Below are 18,975 nucleotides of genomic sequence, written 5' to 3'. Positions count from 1 at the left end.
GAGGAAATAAATAATGGCAACTAACGATCAAATTAAAAATCAATTGGCAAATCGTAAGGCAAGCGCACCTGCAACACCGGATAAATTGGTTGAAGGTTATATGAAGAAAATGGCTCCACGTTTTGCGGAAGTTTTACCAAAGCACATGAGTATGGAGCGTATGAGTCGTATTGCACTCACGACAATCCGTACGAATCCAAAGTTATTAGAATGTGAAGTTCCTTCTCTTATGGGAGCTGTAATGCAAGCAGTGCAATTAGGATTAGAGCCAGGTTTACTCGGGCATTGCTACCTTTTACCGTTCAAAAATAAAAAGCAAAACAAAATGGAAGTCCAATTCATTATCGGCTACAAAGGGATGATTGATTTAGCTAGACGTTCTGGTCATATTCAAAGCATTTACGCACATGCAGTATATGAAAATGATGAGTTCGAGTATGAGCTTGGTTTACATCCTCAGTTAAAGCATAAGCCATCATTTGGTGAACGTGGCGAATTTATCGGAGCGTATGCAGTTGCGCATTTCAAAGATGGTGGCCATCAAATGGAATTCATGCCGAAGAGTGAAATTGAAAAGCGCCGTCAACGTTCTGCAGCGGCGAATTCAAGTTATAGTCCATGGGCAAGTGACTATGATGAAATGGCGAAGAAAACAGTGGTCCGTTACATGTTTAAATACTTACCAATCAGCATCGAAGTTCAGTCACAAGCGCAGCATGATGAAGTGGTTCGTAAAGATATCACGGAAGAACCAGAATTTATTGAAGCTGATCCAATTGAAGTGGAACAGTCAGCTGAAGGAGACGGACAAGGTGATTTCGTGATTGAAGGTGAGTAACATGTCCAAAGTGCTACTCTCTCGCAAATTGTGGGAGAGAGCACAATCGAAAGATGATTTAAAACAGTCGATTGCACGTTATATACACAACAACTATCCAGGTTACCGGATACAGAAAGTCATTAAGGAAAATGAGTTTTACATCGCAATTTGTAGCATAAGGGGGTAATAAAAGTGTCAGATGTTAAATGGATAAAGCTATCGGTTAGTATGTTCGATGATGAAAAGATTCGCATCATTGAAAGTATGCCAGAAGCAGACACAATTTTAATTTGCTGGGTGAAGCTTTTATCACTTGCAGGGAAAACGAACGCAAATGGTTACATTTTCTTAGCAGAAAACATTCCGTATACAGATGACATGCTAGCTACGGTCTTTAACCGTCCACTTAACACCGTACGACTGGCACTTGAAACCTTTCATAAATTCGGAATGATTGAGGTGGATCAAGAGCATTACATCAACATTAAAAATTGGGGTAAACATCAAAGCTTAGATCGTTTGGATGAAATTAGAGAACAAGCGCGGATTAGGAAACAACGCCAAAGAGAACGAGAAAAACAAGCATCTTTAAACCCACCGCAAGAAGATGGTCACGTGACAGGTCACGAAAATGTCACGGACATAGAAGAAGATAAAGAATTAGATAAAGAAGAAGATAAAGATTTAAAAGATATAAAAGAATATAGTCCTGATGAAGCTCAGGACCATGCATCTGATAAAATTCCGTATCAAGAAATTATTGAATATCTGAATGCTGAAGCAAAAACAAAATACCAACACAAGTCCAAAAAGACCAGGGAGTTAATCAATGCTCGTTGGAAAGAGGGCTTCACTTTAGAAGATTTCAAAAAAGTAATTAAAACAAAAACAGCTCAATGGTTTAATGATTCGAATATGTGTTGTTATTTAAGACCTATCACCTTGTTTGGAACAAAGTTTGAAAGTTATTTAAATGAACGACCTGTACAACGAACAGGAAAAGTAAAAGGCGGTGGATCGAATGGGGCAGTTAAAGCAGGTAAATCAAGTGAAGAGTTTTTCGGCAAATACGATTTCTCAAAACGCTAGAAAGAAAGCGGCTGAAATGTTTCAATTTTCACCGAATCGATGCCAAAACGTTTTCGTGGTTGGTAAGAAGAACATAAAAGATGTGTGCAATAAGCGCATGCTTATCGATAAAGAAACAGGGAAAGAATTTTGCCCGCAATGTAAAACGGTTGAGAAGGAAGACCAACAACTGGCGACGGAAGCACAAGAAATGAATGTAAAAGAAAAGGTCCTCAAGTTATTTAAAGGATTTGAAGACGGCAGCTTAATCAATCAGAAACTGAAAAAGGCAACATTCCAAAATTATGTTCCGCCAAGTCAACAACTTCATCATGCGAAAGAAGCGTGTGAGCAGTACGTACGAACGTTTAATAAGAAAATTGGACAAAACATCATGCTTGTCGGTGATTACGGAACGGGTAAAAGTCATTTAGCCGTATCGATGACAAAAGAGCTGATGAAATGCGGTATAAGTGCTTGCTTCATTACTGAAGAAAAGTTATTTACCAAGCTAAAGTCCACTTATAACCGTAAAAGCGATATGACAGAAGATGAATTGCTTACAATGCTTTCTAAAATAGAGTGCTTGGTAATTGATGATCTTGGGGCTGAAAAGGAACCAGATGATGAAGAAGAGTTAAAAAAGCATAAGTGGGCAAGGAAGAAAATGTTTGAAATTATCGATAGTCGAATTGGACGGCACACGATTTATACAACAAACCATTCCGTACAAGCCTTGTTTGGAATATATGACGAACGTATTTTCAGCCGCATCTTTGATGATGAAACGGAAGTTATTGAAATGAACGGTAACAATTATCGATTAAGAAGATTCGAAAAGGAGTGAAGAAAATGTGCAAAACATGCAGTAACACTGGCGTAGTTCATACGGAAATTTATCCTGGGATGATAACGATTGAGGGTTGTAATTGTGAGGTAGCAAAGCAGCAGGAAGCTTCATACCAAGAACAATGGGATGCTTGGATACAAAAATTTGAAGGATGGAAAAGGGGGTTACTGCATGAGCAACGTGTCGGTTGAGAAAAAGCGTGAGTTTATGCAATTTGTTTTAAACCATATCTTGCCCAGAAGACACGAGGGCTTTCCATTTATCTACACATTTCATAAACATTTAAGGTTTGTAACTAGAATCCACTTTGTTGAAAATGCAAAGAAGTATCCGTATGGAATTGAAATTTCAGCACATTTTGCAGAAGGCAAACTGTTCGCGTTTTATAAACCGAATTTAACTGTCACAGATGGGATGTCAGCATATCATCATTTCAATGTGAATGATGCACCGATATATATTCAAATCAATTTTAAAGGTAAATACAAGGAACCTTTGTACATGGAAGTACTTGAAGATGATGAGTGCTCACTTGAAACGCATATCGACGGAGAAGATCATGATGAAATTGAAAAGTTAATAAAATACCAACTCATTAATCATGCACTAGACACAAGAAATAAAGAACTGTTCCACCAGTTGATTGCAAATTAAGGGGGAGGTGAAAGGATGGTGGTTCTTTACAAATTCAAACTCACTACCATTTTCGAACAATGGCCGAATGAAGAATATGTGGTAGCGGAAACTGAAGGAAAGGCAAGATTTCTGTACTGGCAAAAGTTCAGAACAAAGCTTCTAACGATGCCAATGGCTGAATTCATGAAGTTTGTAAAGTGTGAGAACGAAGGGGTTTTTGATATCAAGCGGATGTACAGCACAGAACAAGCGTTTAAGAAAATGCAAAACTTTAGAAACCTACATTTTGCTTACATGGGTATGCGAGTAAACGTAGCTGGCATGTGGGGTACGATCGTTGGGAACTGGAAAACTAATCTGTTTGTTTTGTTCGATGGAGAAATTGAAAAGCACAACTGCCATCCTTATTGGGAAATTGCTTACTACGATGATGAGGGCAATGTGGTTCGAAATTATCAGAAGGGAGAGTATGCGGTATAAGTAAAAAAGGACGAGCAGTCGTACCTGCCGTCCTTTATAGGAGAAAAATTATTCTGGATTAGAACTACGAATAACCAGAAAACGCGCTTTAAAACAGTGTTGTCAAAGATGTAATAATCTATGCAACAAAAAGCTTAGTCGGAATTCAAAACACCAAATGGCTTGCATTGGCAACAGGCTCAAAAGTAGTATATGTAAAATGAAAAATTCCATACAAAAAGCAGACAACATTTTCGGTTGTCTGCCAGTTAGTCGAATGAGTTAGCTAATTGTGATAAATTGCATTCCCATTGCGAGAAGAGTGAAGCTGCTAGTTCAAACAGCTTGTTGGTATTATTTTCGATATTTTTAAAAATATACAGTAAGAATTAGAAAAGTGATGAACCAATCTGCCTCTTACTGTAAAAGAAGGAAGTACCAGCCGTGGATTAAGCGGCTTGAAAATAGTATGTATTGATTTTTGAAAAATATTCAAGGGGTGAAGAAACATGGAATGTGCACAAAATGCTGTATATGAAATCACTCAGTTAATTAGTGAAGCGAAAGAGAAAAGTTATGAGTAAATATAACAATAAAAAAGCTGAGCTAGACGGCCATGTATTCGATAGTAAGGCTGAATCGGATTATTATTCTGGTTTAAAGGTTCGCCAAGCTGCAGGTGAAATTAAAAGCTTCGAATTACAACCAAGATTCACCTTGCAACCAGCGTTTACAAAGAACGGTAAAAGTTTTAAGGCAATTACATATATCGCAGACTTCATGGTTTATTTGCCAAATGGTGATGTAGAAGTCGTGGACATAAAGGGTATGGTGACTGAAACATTCGCGGTGAAAAAGAAGATGTTCGAATATAAATATCCACACTTACAACTCATTCTTTTAAAGCATGTTATCAAATATGGCGGATTCATCACACTAGATGAGTACAACAAATTAAAACGTGAAGAGAAAAAACTAAAAAAGGCTAAATAAAAGGAGCGGATCATATGTCATATATCGAATTCAAACCAACTTTAAAGAAAGTAAATCTTAAACCTGATGGGAAGAAAGAAATCGTTTTGGAAGTAACGGATAGCTCATTAAATGGAAAGTTAGATGCACTTTCTGAATTAATCGATATTAAAGTGGCTGTATCATTGGAGTCTCTTATTGTGAATTATAATGTGTTGCTAAATGCAAAAACGAACAAACCGTTAACTGAATATGAAGTGGATGAAAAAGGTTTTGTGCAAGAAGTTAAACAGGTGTATGAGCAAATGGAAGCGGACTTCGATATTCCAGAAGAGAAAATCCTAACTCGCGAAGAAAGGGAGCAAGCGGATCGTGAAACCGTTGATGCATTTATCATTAGCGGGCTTGCTCCAGGCTTAGATGATTTACCACATGACTTTGCTTACATTGTAAAACGAAAGCTTGAAGGAGAGTCTTATCTAAAATTAGCAAACGAGCTGAAGATTTCTAACGTGAAGCTAATTGAAATGATTGATGATTACCGTGCTCGCATTGCACCGATGGCGATTAAATGGCACGAATGGAAAGAGAAACAGCCGGATGTAGGAGAGCAGTCAAAGGTAGAAGAGAAACCGAAGGAAGAAACAAAGACAGAAGAAACAGTTGTAACGGTAGAAGAACAGGTGCAAGAGAAAGAGACGCAATCTTCTGAAGAAAATAAAGTTGCTGATGAGGAAAAACCTTTTGATGAAAAATTAGAAGACTAATAAATACAGGTTGGTAGTATGACAATTTCGTTGTACTACCTGCCTTTCAATCTCATATGGGGTGATGGATTGAACAAAGCCGAAAAACGTCAAATCCGAATCAAGATTTTAAATATACAAGATGAAAATTGTAAAGGGTGTAAAACTGTTCCGAAATCGATTGGAAACAATTATGAAATAGCGCGTTGGTGTTCGGAAAACTGTGTAATTGGTAAAAGTATAAAAAGCTTAGGTGAAAGCCTAAACGATGGGAGAAATGAGAAAATGGCTGAACAAAAAAACTGGGATCAAATTTGTGCGACTGCTGAAAAATTACGTGCTTCTGATGAAAAGAAATGGACTTGGGGGAAAATCGGAGCAGAGTTTGGAGTAATGGAAGGGAATTTATATTATCACGTTGCAAAAAGACGCGAGGCAAATGCAACGCCTGATAAGCGTGTAGGTACACCTAAGAAAGCTCAGGGTACAAAACCATTACTACAGCCTCAAAACAACGAAAAAGCGAAATCTGAACCACCAAAATTAAAACCTGTAGTTATTGAGCATATCGAGAAAGTAGAAACCCTAGATGTTTCTTGGAAAGAGCAATTAAATAACATTTTTGATGAAAAAGATGTACTTCTAAAAGAGTTGAGTGAAGTAACGGAAATATACGAAGAATTAAAAAATATAAAAGAAAAACTAGCTCAAGATCTGATTGCAGAAACGAAAGCACGCTTGGAAGCAGAAGATGCACTAAAGCTATCACAAGAGCAGCTACAATATCGTGATGAAGATTACAACACATTACTTAACGAGTTTAATACGATTACGGAAAAGAATCATGAATTGGGGCATGACCTTCAAAAAATGCATATCAATGTACGTGCCGCAGAAGAGACAGCTGCGAAAGAACGTGAACATCGCCTTGAGTTACAAGGCAGATCACAAGCGCTCGGTTTAGCGCTCAAAGCAGTCTTGTAGGTGGATGCTATGAAACTGACAAAAGAAGAACGAAAAGAGCTCACATACCAAATTGGTGACATTATCGAACAGAAGTGTAGACATTGTTATTATAATAGTTCATCCAACGAAAGTTTTAGTGTTAATGAGTGTAAAGCATGCCCGACTGGTGAAGAATTACGCCAGTTGGGTAGATACTTGGATACACAGCCGAAAAAGAACGGTGGACCGAGAAAGAGAACGCCAATTGGATTAACCCCTGAAATTGTAAGAGGTTTGAATATACAAGGTATTCCAGATACGGAAATCAGCATTATGTATGAACGCAGTTTTACTTACGTTGGAAAGCTCAAGAAGAAGTGGGTACGTGAAGGGAAATGGGAAGGCACAACTGATATGAGAGAAAACAAAAAAGGCTAGGATTTCTCCTAGCCTCAACATAAGTCGTATGGAAAACAAGTATTGCGCAAATCGGTTATTTGCGAGTTCATTATATAACGTTTTTGGGGTGGACAGGCTGAGTCATAGCAATCTTTACGTAAACTTTACATGGTATTGAAGATTTTGATAGAGATCAAATTTGAATTTTATAAAAATAAATATTGAGGATAATCCTTATAAATAAAGGCTCACTCTCAAAAGGATGAGAGTGAAGCCTGTGGATGAAATTACTGAGTTCTTGGGATGGTGAACATCAGCACATATATAATAGCATGAGTATTCAGAAAAAACATTGAGTAAATGTTTCCGATTTTTCAAATTATAGTTAATTGATTTTCATTAAACAAAAGCGTTATTTTAATCGGAAATGGCAAGTAATTGACCAAATCACTTGCCATCTGCCTAAACAGTCCGAAGGGGAAGTCTCCGTTTTAAAAGAGTGTAGCTGACTTGAGGATAGTGTGTGTAATGTAAAAAAGATTATTCGTAAAGGAGAATGAAAAATTATTTTATACGGACTGGCATTCTTTTAGTTTCAAATCTTTCAAAGTCTATAGAACAATATGCAAACGTTGCTATAGGCTCTGAAGTCTCGTTTGTAAAAAAAGTGTGGTTAATTACGTCACCAGAAGAAGAATAAAAAGTAATTTTGGTTTTTGATATAGGAGGAAGCGTTATTACTAGTGGTTTACTTGTCATACTGATCAGCTCCTAAATTATTTGGTTTTATATGAACTTTATATGTATTCAATAAATGTATATGAATTCATTTTAAAAAGTTAGTACTTTCTGTATCGAGAAATTTAACAAAATAGCTATTGTATTGAACAAAAAAACATGCACAAAAATTGTGCATGTTTAGTAAAAGCTATGTCTTGTCTATGTAAATATATGCTTAGTTTATATAAATCGTGTGTATGTTTGAACGAAATGGTTATTTGCAAATATAAAGAGCGCTTTTTAAGGCGCTCCATGACCAAACTAAAATTGAAAAAGAATACCACATGATATTTTATGTATGTTCTTAATAAATGTGCAGTTTTAAAAAATTTCTTTTGCACAACAAAGCAGCTAGTTAATAAAACTAACTGCTTGTTGTACAAAAGAAACGCTGCGCTTACAGAAATAGTTTGTAACTTTAAGTTACAAAAATAGTATGAACAGGGCTGAAAACATTATGCAGAAATGAAAAAAATAAAAAAGAGCACCATGCATAAGTGCTCTTTAAGATAGGAGGTAACACTTTGAGCTGGACGGTTAGGTTAAAAGTATATGTTGTAGAAAAGGAATAAGACCTAAAACTTATTTTTAACTCAATACAAAAGAGCAGTTAGCAAAAGCTAACTGCAATGAGAAATTACACCCATGAATTTAGGAGTACAAAATTACATGGTTGAGTATAGTATGGGCCAAAATTCTAGGTTTATGTAACAAAAATAAAAAAGAGCAGCTTTTTATAATGACTGCTCTCTGTTGTGAATTACAACCTGGGTAAGAAGCAGATTGTATTGTGATTATTATTGGCGGAATATTGAATTTTATTCAGCTCTTTAACAAAATCCTTATTTAAAAACAAAAAGCCCTAGAGTTAGGGCTCTAGGGCTTCTTGTTTTGGTATTCTCACATGGTTTTTCAAAAAGAATAGTACATATTGAAGATAACATGTGAATGTTTCATAAATGTATCAAAAAAGTGAACGAAATTGCTATTGCAGAAGAAGCAGAAATGAGGTTTCTAATACGTAAGTACGTAAAAGGTATTATTTTCAGTGAATAAAAGGCGCGTGAGGCACCTAATCATTATTTTATGGGAAGAAAAGAATATGTTATGAACTTGGTTGAATGAAAAAATGAAAATTTTACTTTTAGAGTGAAACTGAACAAAATTCTTATTTTGGAGGGGAATGGGATGGAAATTAAGATAAATGAACAATCACAAAAATTCCACTTAGCAACAACTGAAGGTTATGTACATGGAATAGGCCACGGAATACAAGTGGGTAAATATAAGTTTTGCGCTATACCTATTGGGAAAAACATCAATATATCTGAGGTTACAACAGGAGTAAAAGTTATAAACGTACCAATTACAATCGATATTTTTATTCAAACAAGTACGAAAGAAGATGCAATGAAGTTTTTGGTTAAAGTGGGTGAAAAGGTGAAACGTATCATTTCTAAAGCCGAAAACATCGATACGTTAATTGAAGATGCAAAGAAGTCTATTGTAGAAAGCTTTGGAGAAATACCACAACCGGAAGATGTAGACACGGATTGGATATTTGCAAATATAAGTGACGTGAAACATTAAGTAATACAAAATCTTTATTTAAATAAAAAAGAGCACCGTATATAAGTGCTCTTTGTAAAAAGAATTGTATAAGAGGGGAACCCTTATAGAGTAGCATATGCTCGTCCAGTTAAAGTGTGAAAAATTTCAACAAAATCGTTATTTGATATTAAAACTTAAAATCAAAAAGAGCACCATTAAACAGTGCCCTTTTCAAGCGTGAATATAAATTCCTATCATTCTATACTAGTATATGCTTACAGTAATTAATTGTGAAAAAATTGAATATAACTAAGTTACGATAAATTCAATAGTAACTGGGATTGCAGGATCAAATGTATCGCCACCTGGAATTGTAATCGCTCCAGTTGGGCCAGTAGTAACACTTGATTCTCCGCCTGGCTGAAGTACACCGTTTAGGTAGAAATTATAATACGTGAATTTTGGGAATGCTGTAGCAGCAACACCAGCATCATTTAAGCAAGCTGTAGCAGCAATTGCAAAAGCGGCACCTGTACCTGTACCCGCACCTAGTGTAGAAGTAAATCTTCTAGAAGCCATAAATGGAGGTATGATAGCCATTGGTATTCACCTCCTTCTCAATTTTATTAGGACTAGATTAGGAGAAAACTTGTCCTATATTGTATTCTATGACGTACTTAAATACTAGAAACGGCTTATGTATTAGGATTTAAGTGCAATTATTAAATTAGATACATTGATGTTGAATAAAAACGCTATTTTGCACAACAAAGCAGCTAGCTAAAGTAGCTAACTGCCTGCTGTAAATACTATTCCAGATGGATATGCAAATTGTAACCATAAGTTACATTTATAGTATAAACAGATTTGAAAATGTTATGCAGGAAAGAAAACTAAATAAAAACTTCATTTTAAACAACAAAGCAGCTAGCCGAAATAGCTAACTGCTTCGTTGTACAATTTTAGAAGTTACAATCGATACGGATATATGTTGTAACAAAAAGTTACAACTATAGCATAAGCAAATATCAAAATATTATGCAGGTAAGAAAACTAAACAAAAATTTCATTTTATAGTAATGCAAAAAGAGTACATATTCGATATGTACTCTTGAAAAAAAGGAATGTGATGAAACATAGCACTATAACATATGCTTGCCTTATTTAAAAGTGCAGGGAATATAACAAAATAGTTATTTTATGACGAAAAAATAAAAGAACCCGTTTGTTATAAACGGATTCTTCCCACAAGGTGTACAAGAAATTCAAGGTAACTTGACCAGAGTAACCCGTGGAATTCCTTGTGATAATACTGTATGCAAATGAATCAAAATGGTTAATGGAAACTAAACAAAAACTTATTTTAAAGTTAAAGAGCGCCTTGTAGAGTGCTCCTTATGCCTAATTATAAATACTTATGTTCGATCTTAGATTAATTTCTTACTTGGAGAAATTAAATGCTCTTAAACAAAGTTTAGATAGACAATCGAGCCCATAATTACAATATAAAATACCGCACAAAAGAAGATTAAAATGTATTTTAATGTCTTGTTCATATTAGTGCCGTCCTAAAAGAGGGTTATTTGGATTTTAATAGCGTATGTAAAAAAAGGTGCATTTATACAAGGGAAGGGTAGCTAGCAAAAGTAAAACAAAATCTTTATTTAAAAACTAAAGTGCGCTTTTTAAAGCGTTCCTTAAGAAAAATAAAAAAGAATACCTCATGATACTGTATGTATTTTTTTTAGGAATGTGAGGATTTAAAACAAAATCGTTATTTGAGAGAAAGGAGAATGGAAATGTCCTTAGTGGGGAATTTGAAAGAACTCCAAGAAAAAGTCATTGATGAAAAGGTATTGGAATTTGCAGAGGAAATGGAATACGTAATAATCGAAAGTGCTGCAATTGGATATTCAGGTTATAGATATCAAATTCATAAGGAAAATCCAGACAAGCATATTCTGCACTCAAAACCATTCACGGAAAAGTTACAAGAATTAATGGATGGTGTGAAAGTTGAATTTAAGGTAGAAGAAAAGAAAAACATTTTAGGTGGATCTTATTACGAACATTACATCCGTTTTAGTTGGAATGACTAATTTCTTAATAAAAACGCTATTTTAAATAAAAGAACAGCTAGTGAAATCTAACTGCTCAGTTCTTTGAAAAATAAGAATTAGAATTTGTGTTTAAAATGGTTTACATCAATTAACGAAATTGCTGTAGAGAGATTAATAAATCTTTATGAATACGCAATAATGTTTGAACATCATCTTCTTGAAGTTGTTGTAGTGCTAATTCCATTGCCTTGTAGGAAGTAGAGTTTTCAATGGATTTTTTCGATGCTTCTTGTCCTTGGTTTGTTACCTTTAATTTTATTTCTCTACGATCTTCATCTGATTGTTTTCGCTCGATGAGCTGTAGATTAACTAATTCATCTACATTCACACTCACTGTACTTTTAGGAACTGAAAGACGTTCTGAAATCTCTTTAAGAGTAACATTAGGGAGTGCATAAATTGTATTTAAGATACCCATTTGTTGTACTGTTAATCCTAAACTGGAGGCGTTTTGATGTGTGAACTTTATAATTTCTTTGTTTATTGTTACAAATGATTGGACAACTTCTCCTGCTTGTTTGAAACTTTGATTTTTTAAACTCATAATAATCGTCCCTTTTCTTTTTTAATTTAGTTTAACATAGAATAGTTCACCGATGAACTATTTATCTCTAAATTAATTTAGAAAAGAAATCAATACACATTATTAATAGAAAACTTAATAAAAATTTCATTTTGTCACAAATAAAAGAGCAGTTAGCCCAGTCTAACTGCTCGATACAAAGGTAATAATCTAGATGCATAGATATTATATGCTGAATTATTGATTTTATTCAAGGAGGAATAAAGTAAAGATTTTTTAGGAAATAGGAGTAGGAACAAAATAGAAGAGCAGCTAGCAAAAGCTAACTGCTTGTTGAAAAAAGAATCCATCCCAGGTTATTTACTGGCAGAGTTTCAAGAAATAAATGATTAAATTAATTTAATTTTTCAATTACAATCGAAGCATTTATATTTGTTTGTGTTCCACCCGCCAAAGTCTGCAAAGTAACCGCAGCAGCGGAAGTATGATTATTAAGGGTAATAATATCACCTGCTGCTAAAGTGAGAATTGTTTGCCCATTGTTTTGTTGAGTACCTGCACCTGATCCATAAATGGAGTTGGTAACGGGAGCCCCATTTAAAAAGAGGGCAAATTGATTAGGTTCAACTCCTGATACAGAAAAAGAAATTTTATAATCTCCAGCATTAATAACTGTCATTTGAGAAGTTCCGAGCGTATGAGTAAAACCGGATGTGATTCTACCGTGTGAATTAAAAAGAATAGGTGCTTCTAAGGCAACAACTTGAGCTGCTGTATTGAAAACATAAGCATACTGGGATAAGCCAGATACTGTAAGACCGGCAGGCCCAGTAGGTCCGGTAGCTCCAGCGGTTCCTGGTAATCCAGTAGGCCCAGGAATGCCTTGGATGCCTTGGATACCTTGAAGCCCAGTTGGGCCAGTCGGGCCGATAGGGCCAATAAGTCCTGGATTACCTTGAATACCTTGGATACCCTGAATTCCAGTTGCCCCAGTTATTCCAGTGGGTCCAATAGGACCAATAGGTCCTGGATCACCTTGAATCCCCTGAATCCCTTGACTTCCTTGAGGTCCAGTGGGGCCAGGAATGCCTTGGATACCTTGGATACCTTGAAGTCCGGTTGGTCCTGGTGACCCAGTTGGTCCAGTGGGGCCAGTCACTCCGGTTGGTCCTGGTGGTCCCCCGGAAGGTCCAGTCGGGCCCGTTGGTCCTGGCGGTCCCCCGGAAGGGCCGGTAGGTCCAACAGCTCCAGAAGGTCCAGTTGGACCTACAGAACCAGGAATGCCAGGAATCCCTTGAGGTCCGGTCGGGCCAGGAATCCCTTGAATGCCTTGAATGCCAGGAATCCCTTGAATACCAGGAATCCCTTGAATTCCAGTGACCCCCGTTATTCCAGTGGGTCCAATAGGGCCTTGAATGCCAGGAACGCCTTGGATGCCTTGGATACCTTGAATTCCAGAAGGTCCAGTTGGACCAATAGATCCAGAAATCCCAGGAATCCCTTGAGGTCCAGAAATACCTTGAGGTCCAGTAGGTCCCAGGTTACCTTGAGGTCCAGTAGGTCCGGTAGGTCCCCGAGGTCCACCTGAAGGTCCGGTAGCTCCAGTAGGTCCCGAAGGTCCAGTAGCACCGGTTAATCCAGTAGGCCCTATTTGAGGTAAAGGAAAGGGTATGTGACAACAATGCTTTTTAAATTTACTCATTTTTACACCTCCCTTATAAATTAACTATCAATTTATATTTATACTTTAACAACTTATGAGTAAACAGACACAGGGGTGTAAGGAAAAAACCTATGAAAATTACATAATAGTTTTTAAGAGCAAGCCTCTGTTTTAAATTCCATACCAAAAAGAGCACCATATATAAGTGCTCTTCTGACTAAAACTCTTAATGAAAAAGAGAATGTGATACCAAATGTAATTTTTTTATGGACGTGAAGTATTTGAACAAAAACGCTATTTGAATCGAAAGGGAGAATGAAAATGAATACAGTGACTATTAACTTTGGACCAGGTACAGCAGCATGGAAAGATATGCAGGAGGTCGCTAAAGTTTTGCAAGAAAAGGGTTACTCGGTTGAGCCGAAAGAAGGCATCGGAATGGTGAAGTTAACTAAGGATATTTATGATGAACCTACGATACGAAAAATAGGGGACTTAAAAGTTGGAGATCAGGTTATGTATCAAGATGAAGTTGAAACAATTCATTCAATAATTCGAGATGAGTATGGGGAATATGATGTTCAAATTGGATGCTATCATGAAAAGTTTTGTCAAACATCCGAATTTGAGGTAATTGAGTAGAAAACTAAACAAAAACTTCATTTTATACAACAAAGCAGCTAGCCGAAATAGCTAACTGCTTCGTTGTACAATTTTAGAAGTTACAATCGATACGGATATATGTTGTAACAAAAAGTTACAACTATAGTATAAACAAATATCAAAATATTATGCAGGTAAGAAAACTAAACAAAAGTTTCATTCTGTAGAAATAAGGAAACTAAAAAGAGCACCATGCATCAGTGCTTTTTAAGATAGGAGGTAACACTTTGAGCTGGATGGTGAGGTTAAAAATATATGATGTAGAAAAGGAATAAGACCTAAATTTTATTATTAACTCAATATAAAAGAGCAATTAGCTTTTGCTAATTGCTCGGCCCAAGGTAATAGACATAGAGTGGGTATTAGTAAAATTGGCTATTCACGAGCCTGTTTACAGTGTAACCAAGATTTTTAAATGTATTCCCTCTTTAAAAACCTTATTCAAACAGTGGTATTTAAAGAGGGAGTGGAGTATTGAAAAAGAATACTTTCCCTTTATACATGAAATGATTTTTTAATTCTCAATAATATATGAGTGTTAAGACAAAAATGTGTAATTAAAAGAGCAGCTAGCAAAAGCTAACTGCTCATCCAAGAAAACCAGAGGAAAGATAACCATGTATCTATTATTAACGAAACATTGAGTTTTATTCAGGGGAGGAAGAGAAATGAGACCACGTAGATTTGAGTATTTGATTTCTTATAAGTATTACCATAATAACGGTAATACGGATTGTACGTATTTATTCAATAGTCGTTCGAAACTCAATAGTAGAAAAGATGTCCTAGATTTAATGGATCTATTAAAAGAAAAATGCAATGCTCATACGGTCATAATCAATAACAGTCAATTACTAAGAGAAAAGAGAGCATTATAAAAACTCAACAAAATAATCCTTTGAATAGAAAGTGAGGTTAGGAGAATGGAGAATAACATAAAACTTTTAGGTGATGACGGGATGTTGGGTATGGAGTTTAAGAATAGAACGATTCGTGTTTATAACACAGAAGGCGATGTGATGGAATTACTTTCAACAAAAGAACAGATTCGAGAGGCTATCGATTATTTAAAAGAATGCCAGAAAGAAATGAAGTAATGTTTTAAAGAGTAATCACATCGAACGGAGGGGAACCGTATCGTATGAATCAATTGTCATTTTTTGAAGACATCGATGAAAAGGAGATGCGAAGACTTGTGGTGAGGGAGCTGAAAAACTACAAAGCATTGTGCGTCCGGATGAAGAATCAAGAAGAACAGGCTCAAGCAGGGGGCATCGTTCTTTTTCCTAAAATGAAAGGTGACGATAAGAATCATGAGATACGTTTTAAACAAATTGAACGGACGTTAAAACATGCACTTGATGAAGATGAACGCAGGATAATTGAGATGAAGTACCTTGGGAATCGGAAGGTTAAAGATTCGTATGTATATAACGAATTAATGATGAAACGTGATACGTTTTATCAGAAGAAAAAAAGCGCTATTCAGTTGATAGCTATGGCATTGGGGATTATATAACTTTTAAGTTTAGTAGGATTCTGATAACATTTATATAGGTGAATATCAAATAAAGGGAGTGTATATATGTTATATGAAAGCTTAAGTAAGTTTATTGTATGTATTGCAAGAAATAATCCACAAGGAGCGAAACTATTGGGGACTGGTTTCGTAGTTGGAGAGGGATTGATTGCAACGACAATGCATGTTACAGGCGGAGATGATAGAAATCTGTGTATTTTGCCTCCTAAATATAGTTTTTTTGATTATCAAGATACCTCTGATAATCAAATCGCTTTTGCTGATGCAAAAATTCATGCGATTGATCCTATTAAAGATATTTATATTTTATCAATTAAGTCACCTATTGCCCCAATCTATGATTTAACTGGCACAGATAATATTTTCCCTGGGTCTAATGTAAGTGTATTTGGTTTTCCACATGCCGATTTTGATCGATTTGTTTTAACTTTACATCAGACACAAGTTGGAGCGAAAATTCTTATTGACTCTAAGGGGACAGGTATTAAAAGTAAACACATTGTGTTAAATACCCAAGCTAGACCAGGACAATCAGGTGGCCCGGTTTTTGATTCTAATACAAACAATGTAATTGGTATGTTAATTGGATCATATGCTCCAGGAGGCGGGGGAGGAATGAGCCTCGGTGGCGTGGACCCGCATACATTACACCAAACTACTCATGTTATTTCCGCTGAATATATTAAGGAGATGATTTAAATGGACATGCATATATGGGATGTTTTAGAACCTAATGCTAATTATTTGGAAGCTTTACCGGCATACCAACGAAATACTATTGAAAAGTTGTTGGAAAATGGTTTAGATTATGAGGATGCTGCTAATGTATGGCTTTCAGCTAATGGACCTGCTAATACGTTTCCGTTTGGTGCGGAGGTTAAAAAGAATTCGTTTGTGGAAAAATTGAAAGATGAAGTTGGAGCGTTAATGTGTAATGAAGAAAAATATGTAGAGGAACGAAAAGAAATCATTGCTAAATGTAAAGGAGCTGGTTCTGCAATTATTACTATAATTACGGCATATCTTGCTCCAGTGGTTGGAGCAACGCCAGCTTTAATACTACCGGCAGTAGCTTTAATATTCAATGTTATTTCTAAAATTGGAGTGAATGCTTGGTGTGCGTACAGGATAGAATCATCTCATAATTAAATTTATACGTGATGATATACTTAGGTTAAGTTCGAATTAGCTCTGTCCATATGACAGAGCTTTTTTATTTATCGATAAAACAAGGGATAAATTAGGGGACATTTTCGGGGATTTTTCAAAACGTAATTAATATTACGCTATACCTATAGAGTTCTTTGAAAGAAGAATAGTATGGGGATAGCGTAACCCCTTTATCAAAACGTTACCGGAGAACGGGCAAGGGCGGTAAGAATCCGCAAAAAGGACGAAAAGACCAATTGAATTTATATATTCAGCCACGGTGCGTATGTGTCGTGGTTTTTGTGTTTCTTATTGAGCCTAGTAATGTTGCTGGGTTGATTGGTGACATAAATACCCCTTTTGAAAAACTATTATCTTAGGATGATGGTTATTGTATATATTAATGATAGAATATAGTATTATTAGTAGTATTAAAAATAAAAGGGAGTGGAAATATGAGTTTGGTATCAGTCGTTGCACATGAATTGTTCATTACAGTTGTGTCAGATGGTCTAGCTGTGACAACATATGGTGATGGTAGGGTTGTAAGAAATGAAGAGTGTCCAAAGTTTCATATGATAAGTCCTAAACAATTTGTAGCTTATACAGGTGTTAAAGAGATTAGTGATGAAGTACTAGCAGGTTATCCAAATAGAATAGAAGAGTATAATCTAGGAATTCTTAAGGAAGAACTTAAGGAAAGAGTAAATAGCTTTTCTTATGAGAATGGAAATCGTATCGCTATGGTTGTAGGTGGAGTGTGTAATAATGAGATTGTTGCCTATAGTTTTAACAATGATCCAATGGTTAGAGACATTTCGTTGAATACTGAAGATGGAAATATGCCGTTTGTAGTCTTGCAAAGTCCACTAGTTGAAGAGGATTTAACTAATAAGCTTTTTGAGATGTTGTCGAGTGAAGTGATAACTCATCCGAATGATGTTTTAAGAATTCAAAGGGAATTTACTGAGTACGTAGATGGGATAGACGAAAGTGTTAACGGTAATACTTATGAATCCTTGATTGTTAAGACGCCTTAATGGCGTTTTTTTATTTGATATTTATAATTAGAGTAAGTATTGGGGTAATGATAATATAAAAAATTGACCGCGAGGTGGCAGGTGAAATGCAGATGGCTTTTACAATCTATATTGAAACTGATAAATTCAATAAAATGGAGCAATGCTTTAGAGTTGCTTGCTAATTGAGAGGAGAATGATTACACGGTAAAGAAGATATGTGATGTTACTGGTGTAAGACGTATGGTACTTTATGAAAGAGCAAAAGAAAAGGGGATTATGTAGGAGGGGTAATATGGCTAGAGCTAGGAGTGAAAAAAGCTACGCTGCTTATGAAATATGGAAAAGAGCGAACGGGAAAATATTATTAAAAGATATAGCTAAAGAAATTGGTGTCTCTGAGTCACAGATTAGAAAATGGAAGTATTACTATAAGTGGAATGAACAAAGAGAATGTTTAAATGTTGATGGGAAAAAATCCGAAAATAACATCCAAGAAGATAATAAAAAGACACTTTATCTCCAAGTTCTTAATGTAGTAACCACAGCTATAAAATCTGATGATGTATCCATCGAGAGCAAATTAAAAGCTTGTGATTTGTTAGTTAAATTGATGGAAGACCAGGGATTAGGAAGGAAAATAAACAAAATTGAAAGACGAGTGAACCTTTATCTAGGCGATTCTATTTCGAATGAAGAGTGGGAAGAATGTAAAACTTACTTTAGAAATGAAGATAACGAAAGTTGCTGTGCATACTGCGGAGATGTTGCGGATAGTTTGGAAAAGGAACATATCATTTCTGTAGATAAAGGTGGAACATATAGTATCAACAATATCATTCCAGCATGTTCAAGATGTAACAGAACGAAAAATAATCAAGATTTGAACGATTGGTTTAGAAGCCAACCTTTTTTTCACCAAAATCGATTAGATAAGATAGTAGAGTATCAACGAATTAGTAGTGAAAAGTATATAGATTAAAAAAGATCACTTCTTATGAACTGAACCCAAAAAATTAGACAAATATATTAAGCAGCTACTAAGGATTGAACTCTGTATTGCACAGGGGAC

General features: G+C 35.6%; 25 protein-coding genes and 1 pseudogene. 22 read left to right on the top strand and 4 right to left on the bottom strand.

The features are described from left to right. Positions 1–13: 13 nt before the first annotated feature. From recT to AB6801_RS24375, 11 genes are all read left to right on the top strand, one after another. Positions 14–838 (top strand): recombination protein RecT, encoded by an 825-nt coding sequence (recT, locus tag AB6801_RS24425; RefSeq protein WP_098392542.1) that lies wholly within the window; start codon positions 14–16, stop codon positions 836–838. A 1-nt stretch (position 839) separates the two neighbouring features. Beyond that, the gene (locus AB6801_RS24420) at positions 840–1,007 is read left to right on the top strand and encodes a hypothetical protein (RefSeq protein ID WP_164876568.1); all 168 of its coding nucleotides are present in this window, start codon (positions 840–842) and stop codon (positions 1,005–1,007) included. A 5-nt stretch (positions 1,008–1,012) separates the two neighbouring features. Next, complete coding sequence (locus tag AB6801_RS24415) at positions 1,013–1,909, top strand: phage replisome organizer N-terminal domain-containing protein (RefSeq protein ID WP_370941196.1); 897 nt, start codon at positions 1,013–1,015, stop codon at positions 1,907–1,909. After that, on the top strand, positions 1,842–2,735 hold the full coding sequence (locus AB6801_RS24410) for an ATP-binding protein (protein WP_483299417.1): 894 nt from the start codon (positions 1,842–1,844) through the stop codon (positions 2,733–2,735). The genes AB6801_RS24415 and AB6801_RS24410 overlap by 68 nt, the downstream gene beginning before the upstream one ends. Positions 2,736–2,740: 5 nt before the next feature. Then, positions 2,741–2,929: a hypothetical protein gene (locus tag AB6801_RS24405; RefSeq protein WP_098283800.1), complete on the top strand. Its 189-nt coding sequence runs from the start codon at positions 2,741–2,743 to the stop codon at positions 2,927–2,929. Further along, positions 2,910–3,392 (top strand): YpiB family protein, encoded by a 483-nt coding sequence (locus AB6801_RS24400; RefSeq protein WP_000073300.1) that lies wholly within the window; start codon positions 2,910–2,912, stop codon positions 3,390–3,392. The genes AB6801_RS24405 and AB6801_RS24400 overlap by 20 nt, the downstream gene beginning before the upstream one ends. Positions 3,393–3,407: 15 nt before the next feature. Beyond that, a complete protein-coding gene (locus AB6801_RS24395; protein ID WP_071730492.1) occupies positions 3,408–3,854 on the top strand; it encodes an MFS transporter in 447 nt (148 codons plus the stop codon). A 555-nt stretch (positions 3,855–4,409) separates the two neighbouring features. Then, complete coding sequence (locus tag AB6801_RS24390; protein WP_000049835.1) at positions 4,410–4,826, top strand: DUF1064 domain-containing protein; 417 nt, start codon at positions 4,410–4,412, stop codon at positions 4,824–4,826. Positions 4,827–4,840: 14 nt separating this feature from the next. Then, the gene (locus AB6801_RS24385; RefSeq protein WP_098281549.1) at positions 4,841–5,572 is read left to right on the top strand and encodes a 2-methylcitrate dehydratase; all 732 of its coding nucleotides are present in this window, start codon (positions 4,841–4,843) and stop codon (positions 5,570–5,572) included. Positions 5,573–5,641: 69 nt separating this feature from the next. After that, on the top strand, positions 5,642–6,535 hold the full coding sequence (locus AB6801_RS24380) for a zinc-finger domain-containing protein (RefSeq protein WP_370941195.1): 894 nt from the start codon (positions 5,642–5,644) through the stop codon (positions 6,533–6,535). A 9-nt stretch (positions 6,536–6,544) separates the two neighbouring features. Then, positions 6,545–6,934, top strand: coding sequence for a hypothetical protein (locus tag AB6801_RS24375; protein WP_370941194.1), 390 nt, complete (start codon positions 6,545–6,547; stop codon positions 6,932–6,934). A 525-nt stretch (positions 6,935–7,459) separates the two neighbouring features. On the opposite strand, the gene AB6801_RS24370 is transcribed toward AB6801_RS24375, so the two are convergent. Beyond that, the gene (locus tag AB6801_RS24370; RefSeq protein WP_370941193.1) at positions 7,460–7,654 is read right to left on the bottom strand and encodes a hypothetical protein; all 195 of its coding nucleotides are present in this window, start codon (positions 7,652–7,654) and stop codon (positions 7,460–7,462) included. A gap of 1,209 nt (positions 7,655–8,863) precedes the next feature. Here AB6801_RS24370 and AB6801_RS24365 point away from each other — a divergent pair. Further along, positions 8,864–9,265 carry a hypothetical protein gene (locus AB6801_RS24365; RefSeq protein ID WP_370941192.1) on the top strand — a complete coding sequence of 134 codons (402 nt, stop codon included), beginning with the start codon at positions 8,864–8,866 and terminating at the stop codon, positions 9,263–9,265. A gap of 270 nt (positions 9,266–9,535) precedes the next feature. Here AB6801_RS24365 and AB6801_RS24360 read toward each other — a convergent pair whose 3' ends face one another. Next, positions 9,536–9,826 carry a DUF4183 domain-containing protein gene (locus AB6801_RS24360; protein ID WP_086388989.1) on the bottom strand — a complete coding sequence of 97 codons (291 nt, stop codon included), beginning with the start codon at positions 9,824–9,826 and terminating at the stop codon, positions 9,536–9,538. Between the two features lie 1,199 nt (positions 9,827–11,025). On the opposite strand from AB6801_RS24360, the gene AB6801_RS24355 reads away from it, so the two are divergent. Next, on the top strand, positions 11,026–11,325 hold the full coding sequence (locus AB6801_RS24355) for a hypothetical protein (RefSeq protein WP_000060546.1): 300 nt from the start codon (positions 11,026–11,028) through the stop codon (positions 11,323–11,325). Between the two features lie 109 nt (positions 11,326–11,434). On the opposite strand, the gene AB6801_RS24350 is transcribed toward AB6801_RS24355, so the two are convergent. Both AB6801_RS24350 and AB6801_RS24345 read right to left on the bottom strand, forming a co-directional pair. Further along, positions 11,435–11,890 carry a MarR family winged helix-turn-helix transcriptional regulator gene (locus AB6801_RS24350; protein WP_000053894.1) on the bottom strand — a complete coding sequence of 152 codons (456 nt, stop codon included), beginning with the start codon at positions 11,888–11,890 and terminating at the stop codon, positions 11,435–11,437. A 373-nt stretch (positions 11,891–12,263) separates the two neighbouring features. After that, positions 12,264–13,571, bottom strand: a complete 1,308-nt coding sequence (locus AB6801_RS24345) for a BclA C-terminal domain-containing protein (RefSeq protein ID WP_084064285.1) — start codon at positions 13,569–13,571, stop codon at positions 12,264–12,266. 282 nt (positions 13,572–13,853) lie between these two features. Between AB6801_RS24345 and AB6801_RS24340 the strand changes: the two genes are divergently transcribed. From AB6801_RS24340 to AB6801_RS24300, 9 genes and pseudogenes are all read left to right on the top strand, one after another. Further along, complete coding sequence (locus AB6801_RS24340; RefSeq protein ID WP_001099203.1) at positions 13,854–14,174, top strand: DUF8088 domain-containing protein; 321 nt, start codon at positions 13,854–13,856, stop codon at positions 14,172–14,174. Positions 14,175–14,863: 689 nt separating this feature from the next. Further along, positions 14,864–15,073: a hypothetical protein gene (locus AB6801_RS24335; RefSeq protein WP_001247800.1), complete on the top strand. Its 210-nt coding sequence runs from the start codon at positions 14,864–14,866 to the stop codon at positions 15,071–15,073. A gap of 90 nt (positions 15,074–15,163) precedes the next feature. Further along, positions 15,164–15,292 carry a hypothetical protein gene (locus tag AB6801_RS24330; protein ID WP_002063172.1) on the top strand — a complete coding sequence of 43 codons (129 nt, stop codon included), beginning with the start codon at positions 15,164–15,166 and terminating at the stop codon, positions 15,290–15,292. Between the two features lie 44 nt (positions 15,293–15,336). Then, a complete protein-coding gene (locus tag AB6801_RS24325; RefSeq protein ID WP_370941191.1) occupies positions 15,337–15,714 on the top strand; it encodes an ArpU family phage packaging/lysis transcriptional regulator in 378 nt (125 codons plus the stop codon). Between the two features lie 66 nt (positions 15,715–15,780). Continuing rightward, the gene (locus AB6801_RS24320; protein ID WP_370941190.1) at positions 15,781–16,434 is read left to right on the top strand and encodes a S1 family peptidase; all 654 of its coding nucleotides are present in this window, start codon (positions 15,781–15,783) and stop codon (positions 16,432–16,434) included. After that, positions 16,435–16,884, top strand: a complete 450-nt coding sequence (locus AB6801_RS24315; protein WP_098607641.1) for a hypothetical protein — start codon at positions 16,435–16,437, stop codon at positions 16,882–16,884. Between the two features lie 455 nt (positions 16,885–17,339). After that, positions 17,340–17,924 carry a hypothetical protein gene (locus tag AB6801_RS24310; protein ID WP_098607638.1) on the top strand — a complete coding sequence of 195 codons (585 nt, stop codon included), beginning with the start codon at positions 17,340–17,342 and terminating at the stop codon, positions 17,922–17,924. Positions 17,925–18,065: 141 nt separating this feature from the next. Then, positions 18,066–18,188 (top strand): annotated as a pseudogene (locus tag AB6801_RS24305) (recombinase family protein); the annotation flags it as partial. A 10-nt stretch (positions 18,189–18,198) separates the two neighbouring features. After that, positions 18,199–18,885 (top strand): phage terminase small subunit-related protein, encoded by a 687-nt coding sequence (locus AB6801_RS24300; protein WP_098607637.1) that lies wholly within the window; start codon positions 18,199–18,201, stop codon positions 18,883–18,885. The last annotated feature ends 90 nt before the right edge of the window (positions 18,886–18,975 follow it).

This window comes from Bacillus sp. RCC_6_1, from assembly GCF_041360755.1.
Taxonomy (GTDB): domain Bacteria; phylum Bacillota; class Bacilli; order Bacillales; family Bacillaceae_G; genus Bacillus_A; species Bacillus_A cereus.
The sequence above is the reverse complement of the archived record's forward strand: the minus strand, read 5'-3'. Positions and strand labels throughout refer to the sequence as shown.

What these genes read in the sequence shown, in the direction of transcription:
- AB6801_RS24360 (WP_086388989.1), bottom strand. Translation starts at nt 9,826, where the DNA reads ATGGCTATCATACCTCCATTTATGGCTTCTAGAAGATTTACTTCTACA.
- AB6801_RS24365 (WP_370941192.1), top strand. Translation starts at nt 8,864, where the DNA reads ATGGAAATTAAGATAAATGAACAATCACAAAAATTCCACTTAGCAACA.
- AB6801_RS24325 (WP_370941191.1), top strand. Translation starts at nt 15,337, where the DNA reads ATGAATCAATTGTCATTTTTTGAAGACATCGATGAAAAGGAGATGCGA.
- AB6801_RS24375 (WP_370941194.1), top strand. Translation starts at nt 6,545, where the DNA reads ATGAAACTGACAAAAGAAGAACGAAAAGAGCTCACATACCAAATTGGT.
- AB6801_RS24355 (WP_000060546.1), top strand. Translation starts at nt 11,026, where the DNA reads ATGTCCTTAGTGGGGAATTTGAAAGAACTCCAAGAAAAAGTCATTGAT.
- AB6801_RS24405 (WP_098283800.1), top strand. Translation starts at nt 2,741, where the DNA reads ATGTGCAAAACATGCAGTAACACTGGCGTAGTTCATACGGAAATTTAT.
- AB6801_RS24390 (WP_000049835.1), top strand. Translation starts at nt 4,410, where the DNA reads ATGAGTAAATATAACAATAAAAAAGCTGAGCTAGACGGCCATGTATTC.
- AB6801_RS24335 (WP_001247800.1), top strand. Translation starts at nt 14,864, where the DNA reads ATGAGACCACGTAGATTTGAGTATTTGATTTCTTATAAGTATTACCAT.
- AB6801_RS24395 (WP_071730492.1), top strand. Translation starts at nt 3,408, where the DNA reads ATGGTGGTTCTTTACAAATTCAAACTCACTACCATTTTCGAACAATGG.
- AB6801_RS24385 (WP_098281549.1), top strand. Translation starts at nt 4,841, where the DNA reads ATGTCATATATCGAATTCAAACCAACTTTAAAGAAAGTAAATCTTAAA.
- AB6801_RS24400 (WP_000073300.1), top strand. Translation starts at nt 2,910, where the DNA reads ATGAGCAACGTGTCGGTTGAGAAAAAGCGTGAGTTTATGCAATTTGTT.
- AB6801_RS24300 (WP_098607637.1), top strand. Translation starts at nt 18,199, where the DNA reads ATGGCTAGAGCTAGGAGTGAAAAAAGCTACGCTGCTTATGAAATATGG.
- AB6801_RS24310 (WP_098607638.1), top strand. Translation starts at nt 17,340, where the DNA reads ATGAGTTTGGTATCAGTCGTTGCACATGAATTGTTCATTACAGTTGTG.
- AB6801_RS24420 (WP_164876568.1), top strand. Translation starts at nt 840, where the DNA reads ATGTCCAAAGTGCTACTCTCTCGCAAATTGTGGGAGAGAGCACAATCG.
- AB6801_RS24315 (WP_098607641.1), top strand. Translation starts at nt 16,435, where the DNA reads ATGGACATGCATATATGGGATGTTTTAGAACCTAATGCTAATTATTTG.
- AB6801_RS24350 (WP_000053894.1), bottom strand. Translation starts at nt 11,890, where the DNA reads ATGAGTTTAAAAAATCAAAGTTTCAAACAAGCAGGAGAAGTTGTCCAA.
- recT (WP_098392542.1), top strand. Translation starts at nt 14, where the DNA reads ATGGCAACTAACGATCAAATTAAAAATCAATTGGCAAATCGTAAGGCA.
- AB6801_RS24330 (WP_002063172.1), top strand. Translation starts at nt 15,164, where the DNA reads ATGGAGTTTAAGAATAGAACGATTCGTGTTTATAACACAGAAGGCGAT.
- AB6801_RS24410 (WP_483299417.1), top strand. Translation starts at nt 1,842, where the DNA reads ATGGGGCAGTTAAAGCAGGTAAATCAAGTGAAGAGTTTTTCGGCAAAT.
- AB6801_RS24370 (WP_370941193.1), bottom strand. Translation starts at nt 7,654, where the DNA reads ATGACAAGTAAACCACTAGTAATAACGCTTCCTCCTATATCAAAAACC.
- AB6801_RS24320 (WP_370941190.1), top strand. Translation starts at nt 15,781, where the DNA reads ATGTTATATGAAAGCTTAAGTAAGTTTATTGTATGTATTGCAAGAAAT.
- AB6801_RS24345 (WP_084064285.1), bottom strand. Translation starts at nt 13,571, where the DNA reads ATGAGTAAATTTAAAAAGCATTGTTGTCACATACCCTTTCCTTTACCT.
- AB6801_RS24340 (WP_001099203.1), top strand. Translation starts at nt 13,854, where the DNA reads ATGAATACAGTGACTATTAACTTTGGACCAGGTACAGCAGCATGGAAA.